Annotated in this window: 19 protein-coding genes; 10 read left to right on the top strand and 9 right to left on the bottom strand. The window is 62.2% G+C overall.

What is annotated here, in order from left to right; genetic code table 11:
- The first annotated feature begins 149 nt into the window (after positions 1-149).
- Positions 150-821, top strand: a complete 672-nt coding sequence (locus tag HGP14_RS04600; protein WP_168828656.1) for a GntR family transcriptional regulator — start codon at positions 150-152, stop codon at positions 819-821.
- A 217-nt stretch (positions 822-1038) separates the two neighbouring features.
- The gene (locus HGP14_RS04610) at positions 1039-1455 is read left to right on the top strand and encodes a DUF1284 domain-containing protein (RefSeq protein WP_168828657.1); all 417 of its coding nucleotides are present in this window, start codon (positions 1039-1041) and stop codon (positions 1453-1455) included.
- On the opposite strand, the gene HGP14_RS04615 is transcribed toward HGP14_RS04610, so the two are convergent.
- Positions 1452-2138, bottom strand: coding sequence for a helix-turn-helix transcriptional regulator (locus HGP14_RS04615; RefSeq protein ID WP_168828658.1), 687 nt, complete (start codon positions 2136-2138; stop codon positions 1452-1454). The genes HGP14_RS04610 and HGP14_RS04615 overlap by 4 nt on opposite strands.
- 71 nt (positions 2139-2209) lie before the next feature.
- Here HGP14_RS04615 and HGP14_RS04620 point away from each other — a divergent pair, with 71 nt between their 5' ends.
- Positions 2210-2539, top strand: a complete 330-nt coding sequence (locus tag HGP14_RS04620) for an NIPSNAP family protein (protein WP_168828659.1) — start codon at positions 2210-2212, stop codon at positions 2537-2539.
- Positions 2536-2883: an antibiotic biosynthesis monooxygenase family protein gene (locus HGP14_RS04625; RefSeq protein ID WP_168828660.1), complete on the top strand. Its 348-nt coding sequence runs from the start codon at positions 2536-2538 to the stop codon at positions 2881-2883. Before HGP14_RS04620 ends, HGP14_RS04625 begins: the two co-directional genes overlap by 4 nt.
- Positions 2884-2889: 6 nt before the next feature.
- Here HGP14_RS04625 and HGP14_RS04630 read toward each other — a convergent pair whose 3' ends face one another.
- Positions 2890-3237 carry a HepT-like ribonuclease domain-containing protein gene (locus HGP14_RS04630; protein ID WP_312862091.1) on the bottom strand — a complete coding sequence of 116 codons (348 nt, stop codon included), beginning with the start codon at positions 3235-3237 and terminating at the stop codon, positions 2890-2892.
- Positions 3237-3533, bottom strand: a complete 297-nt coding sequence (locus HGP14_RS04635) for a nucleotidyltransferase family protein (RefSeq protein ID WP_168828661.1) — start codon at positions 3531-3533, stop codon at positions 3237-3239. Before HGP14_RS04635 ends, HGP14_RS04630 begins: the two co-directional genes overlap by 1 nt.
- 141 nt (positions 3534-3674) lie before the next feature.
- On the opposite strand from HGP14_RS04635, the gene HGP14_RS04640 reads away from it, so the two are divergent.
- Positions 3675-4805, top strand: a complete 1131-nt coding sequence (locus HGP14_RS04640; RefSeq protein WP_168828662.1) for a site-specific DNA-methyltransferase — start codon at positions 3675-3677, stop codon at positions 4803-4805.
- Positions 4806-4918: 113 nt separating this feature from the next.
- Here HGP14_RS04640 and HGP14_RS04645 read toward each other — a convergent pair whose 3' ends face one another.
- From HGP14_RS04645 to mutY, 4 genes are all read right to left on the bottom strand, one after another.
- Positions 4919-5830 carry a hypothetical protein gene (locus tag HGP14_RS04645; protein ID WP_168828663.1) on the bottom strand — a complete coding sequence of 304 codons (912 nt, stop codon included), beginning with the start codon at positions 5828-5830 and terminating at the stop codon, positions 4919-4921.
- 199 nt (positions 5831-6029) lie between these two features.
- The gene (locus tag HGP14_RS04650; RefSeq protein ID WP_168828664.1) at positions 6030-6395 is read right to left on the bottom strand and encodes a nuclear transport factor 2 family protein; all 366 of its coding nucleotides are present in this window, start codon (positions 6393-6395) and stop codon (positions 6030-6032) included.
- A 2-nt stretch (positions 6396-6397) separates the two neighbouring features.
- Entirely contained in the window at positions 6398-7012 is a 615-nt protein-coding gene (locus tag HGP14_RS04655; protein WP_168828665.1) for an HAD family phosphatase, read from the bottom strand.
- A 2-nt stretch (positions 7013-7014) separates the two neighbouring features.
- On the bottom strand, positions 7015-8106 hold the full coding sequence (gene mutY, locus HGP14_RS04660; RefSeq protein ID WP_168828666.1) for an A/G-specific adenine glycosylase: 1092 nt from the start codon (positions 8104-8106) through the stop codon (positions 7015-7017).
- 97 nt (positions 8107-8203) lie between these two features.
- On the opposite strand from mutY, the gene HGP14_RS04665 reads away from it, so the two are divergent.
- The 4 genes from HGP14_RS04665 (at position 8204) to ppdK (ending at position 16156) form a co-directional block, all read left to right on the top strand.
- Positions 8204-8692, top strand: coding sequence for a DUF721 domain-containing protein (locus tag HGP14_RS04665; protein ID WP_168828667.1), 489 nt, complete (start codon positions 8204-8206; stop codon positions 8690-8692).
- A 157-nt stretch (positions 8693-8849) separates the two neighbouring features.
- Positions 8850-9542, top strand: coding sequence for a DsbA family protein (locus tag HGP14_RS04670; RefSeq protein ID WP_168828668.1), 693 nt, complete (start codon positions 8850-8852; stop codon positions 9540-9542).
- A gap of 78 nt (positions 9543-9620) precedes the next feature.
- Positions 9621-13085, top strand: coding sequence for a chromosome segregation protein SMC (gene smc / locus HGP14_RS04675; protein WP_168828669.1), 3465 nt, complete (start codon positions 9621-9623; stop codon positions 13083-13085).
- Positions 13086-13483: 398 nt separating this feature from the next.
- Complete coding sequence (gene ppdK, locus HGP14_RS04680; protein ID WP_168828670.1) at positions 13484-16156, top strand: pyruvate, phosphate dikinase; 2673 nt, start codon at positions 13484-13486, stop codon at positions 16154-16156.
- Here ppdK and HGP14_RS04685 read toward each other — a convergent pair.
- The gene (locus HGP14_RS04685; protein WP_168828671.1) at positions 16144-16401 is read right to left on the bottom strand and encodes a hypothetical protein; all 258 of its coding nucleotides are present in this window, start codon (positions 16399-16401) and stop codon (positions 16144-16146) included. The genes ppdK and HGP14_RS04685 overlap by 13 nt on opposite strands.
- Positions 16402-16492: 91 nt before the next feature.
- Positions 16493-16882, bottom strand: coding sequence for a hypothetical protein (locus tag HGP14_RS04690; RefSeq protein ID WP_168828672.1), 390 nt, complete (start codon positions 16880-16882; stop codon positions 16493-16495).
- A 215-nt stretch (positions 16883-17097) separates the two neighbouring features.
- Here HGP14_RS04690 and HGP14_RS04695 point away from each other — a divergent pair, with 215 nt between their 5' ends.
- A complete protein-coding gene (locus tag HGP14_RS04695) occupies positions 17098-18003 on the top strand; it encodes a DUF1499 domain-containing protein (RefSeq protein WP_168828673.1) in 906 nt (301 codons plus the stop codon).
- Positions 18004-18006 lie beyond the last annotated feature (3 nt).

Below are 18006 nucleotides of genomic sequence, written 5' to 3' on the forward strand. Positions count from 1 at the left end.
TACACGATGGGTGCCGAAAGCTCAACCGGCAGGCTGGCATGGCTGGATTGCGCCTTGCGGGCGGCTTTGTCGCTTTCCTGCCGGAATTGGTTGCGGCTGCCCTTGGCTCAAGCCTCGACAAGCCAAATCCAGCCCTCTAATGGATACATATGGCCAAGGAACCTGAAGACACAATCGCAAGCCGCATCAGCCGGGTTCTGGCCGACCGCATCGTCCGCGGCGAATTGACGCCGGGACTGCGGCTTCGTCAGGACCATATCGCCGAGGAATTCGGCACCAGCCACGTGCCCGTGCGCGAGGCCTTTCGCCGGCTGGAGGCGCAGGGCCTTGCAATCAGCGAGCCGCGGCGCGGCGTTCGCGTTGCTTCGTTCGACCTGAAGGAGGTAAGCGAGGTTGCCGAGATGCGGGCGGCCCTCGAAGTACTCGCCTTGCGGCATGCTGCCAAGCATCTGACGCCGGCGATCCTCGATGCCGCCGAAGAGGCAACGCGCGAGGGCGACGCGGCGGCCGACGTTCACGCCTGGGAGGAGGCGAACCGAAGGTTTCATCGGCTGATCCTTGCGCCCTGCAACATGAACCGCCTGCTTGCCTCGATCGATGATCTGCATGCGGCGAGCGCCCGCTTTCTCTTTTCCGCCTGGCGCTCGGGCTGGGAAAAGCGCACCGATCACGACCATCGCGCAATTCTGCTGGCGCTGCGCCAGGGCAAGACCGAAGAAGCTGCCGCCATTCTCGAAAAACACGTGCAATGGATCGGCCGCGCGCCGCAACCCATGCAGACCGGTGCGACCGCGCGCGACGCGTTTGCCATCGTCGGCTGACAACCTTTCGAAGCCGGCAGCATGCTCGGCTGGCTGGGCGAGGCGAGGATCGGCTTTCCGGTCGTCGCCAACGGTTCGAGTGGACCTGCGCGGTTTGCAGAACCGAAAATGCCTGGATGTTGGGTGTTGCCCCGTTTATTCTGGGCGACGTCTTGAAGTCGGCGCTTGCCGCCGCATCAGTCCTGAAGGGCATCCGCATCCAAACGGAGTGCTGATTGTGACAGTTCGGCTACGCGGCCACCATCTGCTCTGCATGCTGACATTCGTCGGTGAAGGCTACACCCCGGCCTTCACCGCGAACTACCGGCGGCTCGCCGAGCGTCTTTCGGCCGGCGAGGAAATCGAGATCGTCTCCGGTCCGGACGATATCTGCGCGCCGCTTCTGCCCGAAGGTTTGCCGCACTGCCTTAGCCGGAGCGCGGTCGCGCGCGACGAGACTGCCGCCGAAGAAATCGGCCGATTGCTGCGTATTCCGATAGGCGAGGGAACGAAAATTGTGCCCGACGAGAAATTGCTGCGCAGCAATTTTAAAGCTGGCACCATCCGCAGGGCCTGCGAGGAGTGCGAATGGAGCGAGCTTTGCGGCCATGTCGCCGGCAACGGCTTCAAGGACGCGCTTGTGGGTGCCCGTTAGGTTTCCACCGGGAAGAGCTGAAGGAACTGCCGCTCGCCCTCGGGCGAGAAGATCACCGAGCGGCTTTCGGCGTTCCGTCGAGCCCAGCCCTTATCGAAAAAGCTTGAAAGCAGGGCCTTGCCGAGGCTGCCGGCGAGATGTGCGCGGCGTTCGCTCCAGTCGAGACACGAGCGGCAAAGCGGGCGGCGCGACGATTTGAGATCGGAGACATCGATGCCGATGCATCTCAACTGGCTCTCGCCTTCCGAGCTGACAGACAGGCCTTCGCCGACGGCGTTGATCGCGCCCGAGGTAACGAGACTGTCGAGCATGCGCACGCCATAGTCTCCCGCCAGATGGTCGTAGCAGATGCGTGCCTTGCGCAGCGCCGGTTCCTTTGGTCCGGGGCGGTGGCGCAGGTGTCCGCGCGCGGCGGCAAAACCCATGATGCTTTCCAGCAGCTTGCCGACCCCATCGTCGGCAAGCGCGAAATAGCGATGACGGCCCTGCTTGCGCTGCGCCAACAGGCCGCCGGCCTCGAGCTTGGCAAGATGCGTGCTCGCCGTCTGCAGCGTGATGCCGCCTGCCGCCGCGAGCTCGGTCGCCGTCAGCGCCTTGCCGCCCATCAGCGCAGTCAGCATGTTGGCGCGGGCGGGATCGCCGATCAGCGCCCCGATTTGAGCGATGTCTGGTCCTTCTTTCATACTTCGATCGTAACCGAAGCATCTTCGTTCGGCAATGTGCGAAAACTGTCTCACAGAAAAAGGAGACAACGATGATTACCTGCTTCATCCGCTACGAGATCGATCCCTTCAAGAAGGACGCCTTCACCGAATATGCCCGCAACTGGGGGCAGGCCATTCCGCAAAACGGCGCCGATCTCATCGGCTATTTCGGCCCGCACGAGGGCTCCGCGACCACGGCCTACGGGGTCTACAACATCGAAAGCCTCGCCGCCTACGAGGCCTACCGCGCCCGCCTGGCGGCCGATCCGCTCGGCAGGGAAAACTACGAATTCGCCAAACGCGAGCGTTTCATCCTGAAGGAGGACCGGCTCTTCCTGAAGAACCTGTCTGCTCCTCATTCCAAACTGGTGCTGCCATGATCGCCGTCATCTTCGAAGTCGTCCCCTATATGGGCGAACGCCACAAATATCTCGATCTCGCCGGCGATCTGCGCGCCGAACTCGAGAAGATCGACGGCTTCATCTCCATCGAACGCTTCGAGAGCCTGACCTTGCGAGGCAAGCTGCTGTCGCTGTCATTCTGGCGGGACGAAGAGGCCGTCAGGGAGTGGCGGAACCTCGAAGCCCACCGCGCCGCGCAAAAGGCAGGCCGAAACGGCATCTTCGCCGACTACCGCCTGCGCATCGGCCACGTCCTCCGCGACTACGGAATGTTCGAAAGGGTGGAAGCGCCGGCGGATAGCAAAGAGGTGCATGCGGCGTAGAACACGTCATTCCTCGGCAGCTTTGGTCTGTAAAGACTGAACTGCCGCCTTCAGCGGAGGCAGGTCGTAGAGGACGACATCCCAAATCACATCATCGGCGATGTGGTGATATTCGTGGCGAAGTATGTTTCCGATCCCACGGATCGACCGCCATGGTATCTCCGGAGCGTGCTGCAACAGTTCGTCCGGGATATGCCGGCTGGCTTCCGAAATGATCTCTATTGCTCTTTGGATACCAAGTCCCAGGAGACGGTCCCTGCCGAAATCGTCGCGTGTTTTCCCTTGGACGGCATTTTCGATCAGGGCGATCGTTTCGATTATGTCGTCCAGAACTGGGTGAATATCACGCGCCATCAGAAGATACGGATTGCCGATTGCTGGATCTTATCTTTCAGCTTCGGATGCAAGCTGTCGCGTGTTGTGACATCAACCTCGGCATCAAGTTCATCCTCGAGGAAAAGCTTGATACCGACGAGATCAAAGAGGGAGAATTTCCTTTCGGGATCGTAGTCGATAAAGAGGTCGAGGTCGCTCGCCGGGCCTGCCTCGTCCCTTGCCACGGAGCCGAAAAGGTAAAGCGAAGTCGCACCGAGTGCCCGGATGGCGTCGGCCTGTCGCTTCAGTTGCTCGATGGCGTCACTTCTCTTCATGAAATCAGTTTAGCGTAGCCGAGACTTTTGTTCCACGCCCTCTATTTATTTCCCGAAATCATGCACCGCTTCAGCCTTTGGTAACCAACTTGGGTAACCATAACGGCGAGTAAAGCGTAATGTGTATGAGCGAGTATCCATATGGCGTCAGTTTTTCCGCTTGCCGATCTCAAGACCTCCGCAAAGCCGGGTTCTTGGATCGACACGATCATCAAGGGTGATTGTGTCGCTGCCCTCGAAGCTTTGCCGACCAACTCCGTCGACGTCATCTTTGCCGATCCACCCTATAATCTTCAGCTCGGCGGCACGCTTCACCGTCCGGACCAGTCGCTTGTCGACGCCGTCGATGACGAGTGGGATCAGTTCGCGTCCTTCGAAGCCTATGACGCCTTCACCCGCGCCTGGCTGCTTGCCTGCCGCCGCGTGCTGAAGCCGACCGGCACGATCTGGGTCATCGGCTCCTATCACAACATCTTCCGCGTCGGCGCTACCCTGCAGGACCTGAATTTCTGGATCCTCAACGATATCGTCTGGCGCAAGACCAACCCGATGCCGAATTTCAAGGGCCGCCGTTTCCAGAACGCCCATGAGACGATGATCTGGGCAAGCCCCGATGCCAAGGCGAAGGGCTATACCTTCAACTACGATGCCTTGAAGGCCGCCAATGACGACGTCCAGATGCGCTCCGACTGGCTCTTTCCGATCTGCAGTGGTGGCGAGCGCCTGAAGGGTGAGGACGGCAAGAAGGTCCATCCGACGCAGAAGCCGGAGGCCCTGCTTGCCCGCGTCATCATGGCATCATCGAAGCCCGGCGACGTCATCCTCGACCCGTTCTTCGGCTCCGGAACGACGGGCGCCGTCGCCAAGCGCCTCGGCCGCCACTTCGTCGGGATCGAGCGCGAGCAGGATTACATCGATGCGGCTTCGGCCCGTATCGCCGCCGTCGAGCCGCTCGGCAAGGCCGAACTCACCGTGATGACCGGCAAGAAGCAGGAAGTTCGCGTCGCCTTCAACGTCCTGGTCGAGAGCGGGCTTATCAAGCCGGGCCAGGTGCTGACGGATGCCCGCCGCCGCTACAGCGCCATCGTTCGCGCCGACGGCACGGTGGCCTCCGGTGGCGAAGCGGGTTCAATTCATCGTCTCGGCGCGAAGGTGCAGGGACTTGATGCGTGCAACGGATGGACGTTCTGGCATTTCGAAGACGGGCAATCCCTGCGCCCCATCGATGATCTGCGGGCGGTCGTTCGCAGTGATCTGGCAAAGGCGGAATGACGTAAGTCTTTACCGGTCGAGACTACCTTCTTCCGGTTTTTGTACCTCCAGTTGCGGAAGAAGGCTCATGGCGCCCGGGGATCAACCCTCCGGGCGCCTTTCGTTTGAAGGCTCTAACGCTTGAGAAGAGCCAGCTTCTCTTCGTCCTCGTCGCGCTGCCGGCCGCCGATCGCAGCAGCGATACAGGCGCAGAAAGCGCCGACGAAAAGGGATAGCGCTCCAACGAGTGCCGCAACAGACGCCGTCTTGCGGGCGGTGTCGGCTGCCTCCTTCGCGGCTGCCTTGGCATCGTCGATACGCTTCAGTGTCGCATCGACTCGGGCTTTGGCATCAGCCTCGGAGAGGCCGGTGCGGGATGCCACGACCTGATCCAGATAGGTACGGTCGTCAGGGGCGATTTCGCCGCTCGTCGCCCCGCTGACCAGGATGCGCGACACCTCGGCGCTCACTTGCTCGTTGCTCTGATTGGCCGGCGGGGTGCGTGGGTCGGCCGGGCGAAGCAGGGCGTCGGTGAAATAGGATGGCGAAAAACCGCTCGTCATCTCGTCCGCGTTGGCAGCGGCTGCCGCACCGGCTGTTCCGGCAGCGCCGACAGCCGAGGTGGTCGCCTGCGCGCCCGTGCTGATGATCGAAGAGACCGCCGAACTCAGCAGCGATGCGACGACGAGCGTCGCCAAAGCCCAGGCAAGGAAACCGTGCGCCGTATCCCGAAAAAAGATCTCGTAAGTGTGGAGGCCCGCCCATTTGGTGCGCAGCCTGCCGGTCAGGTAGCCGCCAAGAGCGGCAGAAATCCATTGCACGAGGACCAGCCAGATGGCAGCGGACGTGCCGATCGTCGTCAGCGAACTGCTGTCATTCTCCCAGGGCGAAATCATCGTCAGTCCGAGGCCGGAACCAATCAGCATGAGAACCAGGGTCATGACGGTCGCGGCAAGCGCTCCGGCGATGATTGGTCCCCAGCTGACGGCGGACGATGAGGATTCGAGCGGTATGTCGTTTGTCGTGGTCGTCTCGATTATCGTCATTGCCGCCTCTCAATGCCAGAACAGCAGGATTAGCAGAATGAGCGGGATCGGAACGCCCAGCAGCCAAAGCAAAATACCTCTACCCATCGTAACCTCCTTCCGGCACGGCCGGTCTCATTGATTTTTCAACAGCCGGTCCGAAAGCCGGCTGTATTCAAACATCAAAGAGAGGTAATTGTTCCTAAGGAGAGCCGTTCGTTCAAAAAGCCTGGTAGTCGGTCACCTCGACATGGGTGACGCGGCCCTCGTGGTCGAAGGTGATTGTTTCCTCGCCTTCGCGGATAAGCGGCTTGCCGCTTCTGCTGTGCGTCGCCCGCACCGACCAGACGGCGCGCCCGGCGTTCGGGCTCACCTTTTCGATCAGCGTATCGACTGCCGTCTGGTCCGGATAATCGTCGAAGTATTTCCGGAACGCGGCCATGATCTGATCGCGTCCGTCAAGATTTCCGACGCCGTTCGACACATAGGTCGCGTCTTGGTCGAAACAGTTCTCGATCGTTTCGAAATCGAGTGCGTTGATCGCGCCGTGAAACAGCTTGATCGCGTCGACCGGATCGAATGCCATCGTCAGACGCTTACGCCATAAGTGGCGAGATCGCTGCGCAGTTTTGCAGCGCCGGTGAAGTGGACGGCCTGCCACCCCGCCGCCTTGGCGCCTTCGACATTCGGAAGCGAGTCGTCGATGAAGATCGTCGCCGCCGGCTCTAGGCCGAAACTCTTCGCATGCGTTTCGTAGATCGCCACATCCGGCTTGATCAGCCGGACATCGCCGGAGACGGTGACACCGCGCGGCTTCGTCAGGAAGGGGAAGCGCACCTGCGCCTCGCGGAAGGTGTCGGATGCGAAGTTCGTCAGCATCGTCACATCACGGCCCTTTGCAATCAGCCCCTCCATGATCGCGACGCTGTCCTCGTAGGCATGAGGCACCATCTCGTGCCAGTACTTGCGGAATGCGCGGATGTGCTCTTCCCGCGTCGGGTGGGTTTGGATCAGCAGCGCCTCGGCATCCGCCCAGGTGCGTCCACGGTCCTGCTCGACGTTCCAGTCGTGGGTGCAGACATTATCAAAGAACCACTTGCGCTCGGTCTCGTCGGGAATGAGACGGCTGAAGGGAATGTTCGGATCGTAATGGATGAGAACTTTGCCGATATCGAAAACGATGTGATTGATTGATGCAGTCATTGTCATCTCTTCAGAGTTGTAAACGCGAGAGGAATAGCGGTTGCGATCGCTTTTTTCATGATGGTCGGCAGCGCCTGGGCTTCAAGATTTGTAACCGGCTCCCACCATCCGTCATCCATCTGAACTCGGGATGGGATCGCCGTTCGATAAATCGAGAGCCTCAGTTCGAAATGTGTAAAGACATGGCTGACGGTGCCGCATGCCTCCCATTGCGCGGGGAAGGGGGCTGCGTCCGTGGAAGTCTCGCCGTCCGCCCGCGCCGTCCATGCCGTCGTCGGCACCTCCGTCATGCCGCCGAGGAGCCCGCTTGCGACTCGCCGCCGCAGGAGGATATCGCCTTCCGCCGTGACCGCGATGAAGGCGGCGCCGCGCCGGATTGGCTTTTCCTTCTTGGCCGCCTTCACCGGAAACTGTTTGGGGTCATGCAGGCGTAGCGCCTCGCACGATCCTCTGAAGGGACAGAGCGGGCAGGCCGGCCGCTTCGGCGTGCAGATCGTCGCGCCAAGATCCATCATCGCCTGGGCGAAATCGCCCGGGCGATCGGCGGGCGTCAGCAGCGCCACCTTCTGCTTCATCAGCGGCTTGCCGGCCGGAAGCGGTGTTGCGATCGCGTAGAGCCTGGAAATCACTCGCTCGACATTGCCGTCCATGACGGCGGCGCGCCGGTTGAAAGCGATCGCCGCGACCGCCGCTGCGGTATAGTCGCCGATGCCAGGCAGCGACTTCAGGCCGTCCTCCGTATCTGGAAAGGTGCCGCCGTGATCTCTGGCGACGGCTTCCGCGCATTTCTTGAGATTGCGGGCGCGCGCGTAATAGCCGAGGCCCGCCCAGGCCGCCATGACATCCTCGCTCGGCGCCGCCGCGAGATCGAGCACAGTCGGCCAGCGCGCAAGGAAATTCGCAAAGTAGGGCTTCACGGCCTGCACGGTCGTCTGCTGCAGCATGACTTCCGACAACCAGACGCGATAGGGATCGGCCCGCACGCCGCGCGCCGCCATCGGCGGTGAAACGCGCCAGGGCAGATCACGGTGATGCCGGTCGTACCAGTCAAGCAGGGGTTGTGCGGTGGGCGCGTCGAGTGTCGTTGAGGTCATCATTTGCCGCGGGACGGGGAAGTGCCCTATACTTGGCGGACTAACCGCGGCCGATCAAGGCGGCGGCGCCGAATGGCGACGGCATCCGAAGGTTTCGATGAGTTATCCACGCAAAGGTGAACAGCAGATCTCCGAACTGACGAACGGACTAATCGATCCGGTGCTTGCGCGGCGCGCCGGAATCAATACGGCGCTGCTCGGCTCCTGGGATGAAATCGCCGGCGAGGATTTCGCCGATTGCACCCGGCCGGAAAAGATCGCATGGGCCCGCGGCGGCGAAGACGGCACCTATAAGCCCGGCGTCCTTACGATCGCCTGCGAAGGTGCCCGCGCCCTTTTCCTCACGCATGCGCAGGGCGAACTGATCCAGCGCATCAACAGCTTCTTCGGCTTCGCCGCAGTTCACCAGATCCGAATCGTGCAGAAACCCGTGTCGCCGGCGCCCAAGCGGTCCCGCACGCCGCCGCCTCTGAAGGGCGAAGCAGCCCGCAGGCTCGACGGCATGATGGAGGGCATAACGGACGACAAGCTGCGCGAGGCGGTCAAGCGGTTGGGCACTGCGGTTCTGGGCAGGAAGGGCAGGTAGCGCCTTTCCGGTATTGGCGCGGGAATCCTGTCCGCAATTTAATCTGGCTGACCCATCAAGGTCACAATTCTTTGAAGAAAGTTGGCGAAGCGTGCCTTGTTCGCGGCGGCATGCCGTTATATCGCACATTCAGCCGCTCTTTTGATTAGGGGAACCCATGCAGATCTCTGAAATGCAACTGACGAAACGCCAGCTTCTTTGCGCAATGGCCGCCGCGACTGCGACCTTGGCAGCCTCCGGAGCCGCCGATGCAGCGCCTGAGATTCCGCAGCCCGATGGCGACGTCGACATGGCGGCAGTGCTCAAGCCCGGTCCCCTGCCGGAAATGGCGCTCGGCAAGGAAGATGCTCCGGTGACCATCGTCGAATACATGTCGATGACCTGCCCGCACTGCGCGCATTTCCACAACACGACCTTTGACGAGATCAAGAAGAAATACGTCGATACCGGCAAGGCGCGCTTCATCATCCGCGAGTTTCCGTTCGATCCGGCCGCTGCCGCCGCCTTCATGCTCGCTCGCTGCAATGCCTCAAACGCGGAAGAATTGAGCACGCCGGAGCAGTATTTCCCGATGGTCGCCATGCTGTTCAAGCAGCAGGAAACGTGGGCGGCAGCCGAAGATCGCCGTGCGGCACTTCTCCAGATGTCCAAACTCGCTGGATTTACTGAGGATAGCTTTACGAAGTGCTTGACGAACCAGAAGCTTCTGGATGAAGTGAATGCCACCCGGGAAAGGGGCGCCAAGGACTTTGGCGTCAACGCCACGCCGACTTTCCTCATTAACGGGAAGCGCTATTCTGGAGACATGCCGGTTGACACCATGTCGGCCCTCATCGATAGCCTGCTCTGATCCGAACCGTTTGAAGACAACGGGCGACGGCAATAGCCGTGCGCCCGTTTTTTATTTTGCGCGTCGCGAGGGCGCGGCATGAAGTTCAACAAGCTCCGCCTTGTCGGCTTCAAGTCCTTCGTCGAGCCGGCGGAATTCATCATCGAGCGCGGCCTGACCGGTGTCGTCGGGCCGAATGGCTGCGGCAAGTCCAACCTGGTCGAGGCGCTGCGCTGGGTAATGGGCGAAAATTCGTACAAGAACATGCGCGCCTCCGGCATGGACGACGTGATCTTTTCCGGTTCGGGAAATCGTCCGGCGCGCAATACGGCCGAAGTCGCCCTCTATCTCGACAATGGCGAGCGTAGGGCTCCTGCCGCCTTCAACGACAGCGACGAAATCCAGGTTACCCGCCGCATCGAGCGCGAGCAGGGCTCGATCTATCGCATCAACGGCAAGGAAAGCCGCGCCAAGGACGTGCAGCTTCTTTTCGCCGATGCCTCGACCGGCGCACGTTCGCCCTCGATGGTCGGGCAGGGGCGCATCGGCGAGCTGATTTCGGCGAAGCCCCAGGCCCGCCGGCAGTTGCTGGAAGAGGCGGCCGGCATTTCCGGTCTGCATTCCCGCCGCCACGAGGCCGAATTGCGGCTGCGCGCCGCCGAAGGCAACCTCGAGCGGCTGGATGACGTAACCTCGCAGCTCGAAAGTCAGATCGAGAGCCTGAAGCGGCAAGCGCGCCAGGCGAGCCGTTTCAAGACGCTGTCTGCCGAAATCCGCGCCCGCGAGGCAACGCTCCTGCATATCCGCTGGGTGCAGGCGAAGGAGGCGGAGGCCGAGGCCGACAGCGCGCTTAACCAGGCAACGGTCGTCGTTGCCGAAAAGGCCCAAGTTCAGATGGAGGCCGCAAAGGCCCAGGCGGTCGCCAGCCTGAAGCTGCCGGAGCTTCGCGAGGGCGAAGCGCGCGCGGCGGCGGCCCTTCAGCGCCTGCAGATCGCCAAGACCCAGCTCGAGGACGATGCAAACCGCATTCTCCGGCGCCGCGACGAGCTCACTCGCAGGCTGACGCAGCTTGCTGAAGACATCCGCCGCGAGGAGCGGTTGGTGTCCGACAATGCCGCAATCCTTGCGCGGCTCGATGCAGAAGAGGCCGACATCGTCGAGATCTTGGCAGATTCCGGCCGCCATGCCGATGAGCTGCGAGAGGCCTTCGAAGACGCGGCCGCCAGGCTCGCCGACAGCGAGCGCGTCTTCGCGGCGCTGACGGCCGAACGCGCCGAAGCCGCCGCCGGGCGCAATCAGCTTGAGCGCGCGATCCGCGATCTGGCCGACCGCAAGATGCGCCTCGAGCGGCAGATGGACGAAGCGAATCGCGAGCTTTCCGGTGTTGCCGGGAAGATCGCCGCGCTGCCCGATCCTGACGAGAAGCGGGCGATGGTCGAGGCGGGCGAGGGGGCGGTTGCCGAGGCCGAAGCGGCGATCCAGGCGGTCGAACGGACGCTTGCCGCTGCCCGCGAAGCCGAAGCGCTTGCCCGCGCGCCGGTCGATCAGGCCCGCTCGAAGCTCAATGCGCTCGAAACGGAAGCTCGCACGATTTCGAGCATGCTTGCGGCCGGAGCTGCAGCCGGAGAATTCCGGCCGGTTGCCGATGAGCTCAACGTTGATCGCGGCTTCGAAACGGCTTTGGGTGCAGCCCTCGGCGACGATCTGGAATCGCCGCTCGATTCGAAGGCGCCAGTCCATTGGTCGCAGAACGGCGACGGTGCGTCCGACGCTGCGCTGCCGCCCGGTGCCGTGCCGCTGGCGAACCATGTCGCCGCCCCGGCGGCCCTGACGCGCAGCCTGAAGCAGATCGGCCTCGTTGCCGATGCCGACGCGGCGCGGCGGCTGATGAAGGACCTGCAGCCCGGACAGCGGCTGGTGACGAAGGAAGGCGCGGTCTATCGCTGGGATGGTCATGTGACCGGTGCCGACGCCCCAAGCGCCGCCGCTCTGCGCCTGGCCCAGAGGAATCGGCTCGGCGAGCTGGAGAACGAAGTCTCGCTTGCCCGCGATGGTCTGGCCGAGGCGGAGGAGCGGCTTCAGTCGGCGGCTGAGGCCATTCGCAGAGAGGAACACAAGCTCATCGAGGTGCGTGACATCAGCCGCCTTGCGGCCCGGCACCTCGCCGAAGCTCGTGACGCGCTGGCCGCCGCCGAACGCGCCTCCGGCGATCTCATTCGCCGTCGAGACGTGATTGCCGAGGCCGTCAGCCAGCTCCAGTCACAGCTGGAAGACCTTGCCATTCAGGAAGAGAATGCGCGCATCGAGCTTGAAGACGCGCCTGACCTGACGGCGCTCGATGAGCGGCTGCGGATCCAGCAGGCTGCAGTCGCGACCGAGCGCGGCCTTACGGCCGAAGCTCGCGCCCGCCATGACAGCCTCAGCCGCGAGAACGAGGCCCGCCAGCGCCGGATTGTGGCGATCGGCCAGGAACGCGAGACTTGGCGCCATCGCGCCGCGAGCGCCGAGGATCACATCGCGACCCTGCGCGAGCGCGAAGAAGAAGCTCGCGAAGAAGCCGCCGAACTCGAATTGGCTCCGGATGAATTCGACGACAAGCGCCGTGCGCTGCTGAGCGAGCTGCAGAAGGCCGAGGCCGCACGCCGCGAGGCCTCCGATCTCCTGGCTGCCGCCGAGCTCGTGCAGCGCGACGCGGATCACAAGGCTGCCATCGCCCTTTCCGAACTTGCCGAAAGCCGCGAGCGGCGTGGCCGGGCCGAAGAGCGCCTCGTCTCCGCCCGGGAAAAGCGGCAGGAGAGTGAGGGCCGTATTCGCGAGGCGCTGAATGTTCCGCCGCATGAGGCATTCCGCCTGACGGGCCTGCAGCCCACGCAGTCAATTCCCGATCCGCGTGAGGTCGAGCGCGAGCTGGAACGCCTGAAGATGGAGCGCGAGCGCCTGGGCGCAGTCAACCTGCGTGCGGAGGAAGAACAGAAGGAGCTCACCGAAAAGCTTCAGGCCTTGATCAAGGAGCGCGACGACGTCATCGATGCCATCCGCAAGCTCCGCGGCGCGATCCAGAGCCTCAATCGCGAGGGCCGCGAGCGTCTGATCGCTGCCTTCGACGTTGTCAACGCCCAGTTCCAGCGCCTCTTTACTCACCTTTTCGGTGGCGGGACGGCAGAGCTGCAGCTGATCGAATCGGATGATCCTCTGGAAGCTGGGCTCGAAATCCTCGCACGCCCGCCGGGCAAGAAGCCGCAGACCATGACGCTTCTCTCTGGGGGCGAGCAGGCACTGACGGCCATGGCCCTGATCTTCGCGGTCTTCCTTACCAATCCGGCGCCGATCTGCGTACTCGACGAGGTCGACGCTCCCCTCGACGACCACAATGTCGAGCGCTACTGCAATCTGATGGATGAGATGGCCGCGTCGACGGAGACTCGATTCGTGATCATTACTCATAATCCGATCACCATGGCTCGCATGGATCGACTTTTTGGTGTAACAATGGCTGAGCAAGGCGTATCGCAGCTTGTTTCTGTGGATTTGCAGACCGCCGAACGCCTTCGGGAAACCGGCTGAAAAATAAGGTTTTTTAGAAAACCCCAAAAAAGGTCGCTGCTGCCACCGCGTACTAACCCACTTGGGTGATGCGCTTTTTATGAAATTGAATTAGAAGTTGTTTTACAAAGGCGGACCTGAACAGTCCATCGCATGTTGGATCTACCGGGTAGCATACCGGATTAGGGTGATCTGGATTTTGCCTGGTTTTCGAGACCCCCCGTCCGGGTTCCTGGCTGGACGGAAAAAAGGCTTTGCGGGACCGTTGTTGCCGGTCCCGCAAAGCCCTTTTCTTTTTCTCCACCACTTTCCTCGAAAATGGCCGCATTTTTGTGCGATGCAACATTTCGCCGTATTTGTCGATTTTCATTTCAGGACCAAGGGAATAAGCTAGGCCTGATTTTACGATCGGGGGAAAGATGACCAAGCTCGTCTATACGTTCGGCGAAGGGCAGGCGGAAGGCCGCGCCCGAAACCATGACGTCTTGGGCGGCAAGGGCGCCAACCTCGCCGAGATGTGCAGCCTTGGCCTGCCGGTGCCGCCGGGCTTCACCATCATCGCGGACGCCTGTAGTGATTACTATGCGGCCGGCAAACGCATCGATACCGTCCTGAAAGAGGAAATTCGACGCGGATTGGAAACGATCGAGGCGTCGACCGGCCGGCGCTTCGGCGCAAAGGACCGGCCGTTGCTTCTGTCCGTCCGCTCGGGTGCCCGCACGTCCATGCCGGGCATGATGGACACGGTTCTCAATCTCGGTCTCAACGACGAAACCGTGCAGGCGCTCGGACATGATGCGGGGGACGCCCGGTTCGCCTGGGACAGTTATCGCCGCTTCATCCAGATGTATGCGGATGTGGTCATGGGTCTCGACCACGAAATCTTCGAGGAAATCCTCGAGGACCAGAAGGCGCGCCTCGGCCATGAGTTTGATACCGAACTCACCGCCACCGACTGGCAGCATGTGGTTTTGCTCTATAAGGAGCTGATCGAAGAGGAACTCGGCGAGGAGTTCCCGCAAGACCCGGAAGAGCAGCTTTGGGGGGCCGTCGGCGCAGTCTTTTCGAGCTGGATGAGCCCGCGCGCAGTCACCTATCGCCAGTTACACAACATCCCAGGCACCTGGGGCACGGCCGTCAACATCCAGGCCATGGTGTTCGGCAATCTCGGCAATTCGTCGGCAACGGGGGTTGCCTTCACACGCAATCCCTCGACGGGCGAGAAGTCGCTCTACGGCGAATTTCTGGTCAACGCGCAAGGCGAAGACGTGGTCGCTGGCATCCGCACGCCGCAGAGCATCACGGAGGAAGGCCGCATCAATTCCGGCTCCGACCGCCCATCGCTGGAAAAGCTGATGCCGGAAGCGTTTGCCGAGCTCACCCGCATCTGCGCCGAGCTCGAGGCGCATTTCCGCGATATGCAGGACATCGAGTTCACGATCGAGCGCGGCAAGCTCTGGATGCTGCAGACTCGTTCCGGCAAGCGTTCGACGAAGGCAGCGATGAAGATCGCCGTCGACATGGTGGACGAGAAGCTGATCACCGAAGAGCAGGCGGTGCTGCGCATCGAGCCGTCGACGCTCGACCAGCTTCTGCATCCGACGATCGATCCCCGCGTCCAGGGCCAGGTGATCGGATCCGGATTGCCGGCCTCGCCGGGCGCTGCCACGGGCGAAATCGTCTTCACCGCCGAGGAGGCCGTGGAGGCGCAGGAGGAAGGCCGCAAGGTCATTCTGCTGCGCGTCGAAACGAGCCCGGAAGATATCCACGGCATGCATGCTGCCGAAGGCATCCTGACCACGCGCGGCGGCATGACGAGCCATGCGGCTGTCGTTGCTCGCGGCATGGGCATCCCCTGCGTGGTCGGCGCGGGAACCATGCGGATCGATCTCCGCAACGAACGCCTCATCGGCATGGGCGTGACCCTGAAAAAAGGCGACGTCATAACCATCGACGGTTCCTCCGGGCACGTGCTGAAGGGCGAGGTACCGATGATCCAGCCAGAGCTTTCCGGCGATTTCGGCCGCATCATGGGCTGGGCCGACAGGGTTCGTCGCATGAGGGTGCGCACCAATGCCGACACGCCCGCCGATGCGCGCGCCGCGCGCGCCTTCGGGGCCGAAGGGATCGGTCTTTGCCGCACCGAGCATATGTTTTTCGAAGGCGAGCGCATCCACGCGATGCGAGAGATGATCCTTGCCGAAGACGAGACGGGCAGACGGGCGGCGCTCGACAAGCTGTTGCCGATGCAGCGGCTGGATTTCACCGGCCTCTTCACCGTCATGCACGGCCTGCCGGTGACCATCCGCCTGCTCGACCCGCCGCTCCACGAGTTCCTGCCGAAGACGGACGAGGAGATTGCCGATGTAGCGGCCGCCATGGCCATGGAGGCCACCGCGCTTCGCCAACGCGTCGATGCGCTGCACGAGTTCAATCCGATGCTCGGCCACCGCGGCTGCCGCCTTGCCATCTCCTATCCTGAAATCGTCGAGATGCAGGCGCGCGCCATCTTCGAGGCCGCCGTCGCCGCTGCGCAGGAAACCGGTGCAGCCGTGGTGCCGGAAATCATGGTGCCGCTCGTCGGTCTGCGTTCCGAACTGGATTACGTCAAGGAACGGATCGATACGACTGCCAAGGCCGTCATGGCCGAAGGCGGCCTGAAGATCGACTATCTCGTCGGCACAATGATCGAGCTTCCGCGCGCCGCTCTCCGCGCCCACAAGATCGCCGAGGCTGCCGAATTCTTCTCCTTTGGCACCAACGACCTGACGCAGACGACCTTCGGCATTTCCCGCGACGACGCTTCCGCCTTCATTCCGACGTACCAGCGCAAGGGAATCATCGAGCACGATCCCTTCATCTCACTGGACTTCGAGGGAGTCGGCGAGCTGATCAGCCTCGCCGCCGAACGCGGCAGGCGCACGCGCAACGACATGAAACTCGGTATTTGCGGCGAGCATGGCGGTGACCCGGTCTCGATCCATTTTTGCGAAGAGATCGGCCTCGACTACGTCTCCTGTTCGCCATTCCGCGTGCCGATTGCCCGGCTGGCGGCAGCGCAGGCAGCCATCAACGGTAATCAGCGGTCGTAACGCGAACCGGAGATGAACCGGTCGAAGTTGTCGTCCGCCTGCAAGCGAAAGGCCCGTGCGTCGGCGCGCCGGTCAAGCTCGATGCGCTGCAGGCAGGTGGCAAAGGCATCGGTGCCGCGCCGGAAGCCATAGCTGAGGCATGTCCGGTCATCGATGGCTCGCTGCTCTGCCGGCGTCACACTCTGGCAAGCCGAAAGGCCGATTGCGACCGCAGCGAGAGCGAAGGAAAGGGCGGAAAGACGCATGGTGCACATTCTCCGATGCATGAACCGGTCGCCCGACAAAAGGCGATTTGCCGGCTCGCGTCAACAAGCACCGGAAAAAACGATGAACTCGTCAGATGCGCTCCAGAACCTCGATGAAGGCATCCGCAAAGCGCACGAGATGGGCCGTCTCCTGATCCGGCGCCTGGATCCGGATTTCCGAGCTGTTGCCATCGAGAACGGCAAGCAGGACCCGCATTCCGCCATTGACCGACGGCACACGCAAAACGCCGATGCGCTTGCAATCCTCGATCAGGCCGGCGGCCGGAAGATCGAAGAGGAATTCGCCCCTGGCATTACCCGCCGCGGTGCGCACGGCGTCGCAGAAACCTGCGTCGCCGCCGTCATAACCTTCCAGCGAAAGCTCGAGCTGGAGAAGCTCCATCGGCAGGAAGGATGCGGATTGATCGCTTGTGCCTCGCCGGGAAGTCTGCGGCTTTGTGGTCGTTTCCGATGAAAGCATTGCCCTCTATGCTCCTTCCAGTTGTGCCAAAACCCAGATCACCCTTTCGACATATCAGATCTTGCTTATGAAAGCCATCTCACCCTTTTGGGTGGATTGCGGGCTCCGTGTGGCGAGACAACAGTTTCAATTTGGACGAATCTTGCCATAAACAAAAGTGCGCTCCTCTCGGGGCTCCCCAGGCGAATGCGCGCTGCGCGTAACCGGTAAATTTGATGGCCATCCGTTTTGACCGCCCCGTTTCCAATTCGGCCCGCTTTTCGCGGCGCATCGGGGCGTTTGCACTGGTGCTCTGGGTCGCGGTGCTCATCGCCCATCGCTTCGGCGGGCTGGCGACGCCCTATTTCGTGCTGCTTGTTCTTTTTTCCTTCGGTTGTGCACTGTTTGCCGCCTTGCTGGCGGCCGAGGGTCTCAGAAGCCTCTGGATGACCGGAGCCGAAGGCGGGCTGGATGCGCTGAAAGCGCTGATCTTTGCCATTTTTCCGCTGGCATTCGGCGGATTTGCCGCCGAGCGTTACTTGACGCTGCCGGCCATCTACGACGTATCGACCGATGTCTCTTCGGCACCCGATTGGCTCTCGCCGCCGCACGCCGATCAGATCTGGATGAAGCGCAACCCGGATGTGTCGCCGCAGGAACGCGAAGAACAGCTTCTTGCCTATCCCGAACTCACCGGCAGGCGTTACGAAGGCGCGATCGACCGCGTTCTGGAAGCCGTGAAGAAGGTGGCAAAGCAAAACCGCATTACCATTACCAAGACTGAAGGCGAAGGCGAGCCGGTCCGTGACCTAGAGGATGTGCCGGCGAAGCCCGCGCCGGGCAGCGATGCCGTCGCCGAAGCGCCTGATCAGGTTCCCGTTCCCATGCCCCGGCCTTTCGAGGATGACGTCGCAAAGCTGATCCGCGGTGCAAACGGCGTGACGCTGCAGGGCGAGACACGCACGCTCATCCTCGGCCTGCGCTTCGATGTCTTGATCCGCCTGCGCGAAGAAGCCGAAACCACCTTCGTCGACATCCGCGTTGCCTCCCGCTACGGTCAGAGCGATCTCGGCCTCAGCGCCGAAATCGCCGGCGAATATCTCGCAGCCCTCGATATGGAGCTGCTGGGGATCGCAGGGTAGGGC

Origin of the sequence: Rhizobium sp. P32RR-XVIII (genome assembly GCF_012641395.1) — a bacterium.
In the GTDB taxonomy this organism is placed as follows: Bacteria; Pseudomonadota; Alphaproteobacteria; order Rhizobiales; family Rhizobiaceae; genus Rhizobium.

Excerpts from the sequence above, each read along its gene's own strand:
- smc (WP_168828669.1), top strand. The coding sequence starts at position 9,621 with ATGAAGTTCAACAAGCTCCGCCTTGTCGGCTTCAAGTCCTTCGTCGAG.
- HGP14_RS04695 (WP_168828673.1), top strand. The coding sequence starts at position 17,098 with ATGGCCATCCGTTTTGACCGCCCCGTTTCCAATTCGGCCCGCTTTTCG.
- HGP14_RS04615 (WP_168828658.1), bottom strand. The coding sequence starts at position 2,138 with ATGAAAGAAGGACCAGACATCGCTCAAATCGGGGCGCTGATCGGCGAT.
- HGP14_RS04630 (WP_312862091.1), bottom strand. The coding sequence starts at position 3,237 with ATGGCGCGTGATATTCACCCAGTTCTGGACGACATAATCGAAACGATC.
- HGP14_RS04635 (WP_168828661.1), bottom strand. The coding sequence starts at position 3,533 with ATGAAGAGAAGTGACGCCATCGAGCAACTGAAGCGACAGGCCGACGCC.
- HGP14_RS04650 (WP_168828664.1), bottom strand. The coding sequence starts at position 6,395 with ATGGCATTCGATCCGGTCGACGCGATCAAGCTGTTTCACGGCGCGATC.
- HGP14_RS04640 (WP_168828662.1), top strand. The coding sequence starts at position 3,675 with ATGGCGTCAGTTTTTCCGCTTGCCGATCTCAAGACCTCCGCAAAGCCG.
- mutY (WP_168828666.1), bottom strand. The coding sequence starts at position 8,106 with ATGACCTCAACGACACTCGACGCGCCCACCGCACAACCCCTGCTTGAC.
- HGP14_RS04600 (WP_168828656.1), top strand. The coding sequence starts at position 150 with ATGGCCAAGGAACCTGAAGACACAATCGCAAGCCGCATCAGCCGGGTT.
- HGP14_RS04645 (WP_168828663.1), bottom strand. The coding sequence starts at position 5,830 with ATGACGATAATCGAGACGACCACGACAAACGACATACCGCTCGAATCC.
- ppdK (WP_168828670.1), top strand. The coding sequence starts at position 13,484 with ATGACCAAGCTCGTCTATACGTTCGGCGAAGGGCAGGCGGAAGGCCGC.
- HGP14_RS04665 (WP_168828667.1), top strand. The coding sequence starts at position 8,204 with ATGAGTTATCCACGCAAAGGTGAACAGCAGATCTCCGAACTGACGAAC.
- HGP14_RS04685 (WP_168828671.1), bottom strand. The coding sequence starts at position 16,401 with ATGCGTCTTTCCGCCCTTTCCTTCGCTCTCGCTGCGGTCGCAATCGGC.
- HGP14_RS04625 (WP_168828660.1), top strand. The coding sequence starts at position 2,536 with ATGATCGCCGTCATCTTCGAAGTCGTCCCCTATATGGGCGAACGCCAC.
- HGP14_RS04620 (WP_168828659.1), top strand. The coding sequence starts at position 2,210 with ATGATTACCTGCTTCATCCGCTACGAGATCGATCCCTTCAAGAAGGAC.
- HGP14_RS04670 (WP_168828668.1), top strand. The coding sequence starts at position 8,850 with ATGCAGATCTCTGAAATGCAACTGACGAAACGCCAGCTTCTTTGCGCA.
- HGP14_RS04690 (WP_168828672.1), bottom strand. The coding sequence starts at position 16,882 with ATGCTTTCATCGGAAACGACCACAAAGCCGCAGACTTCCCGGCGAGGC.
- HGP14_RS04655 (WP_168828665.1), bottom strand. The coding sequence starts at position 7,012 with ATGACTGCATCAATCAATCACATCGTTTTCGATATCGGCAAAGTTCTC.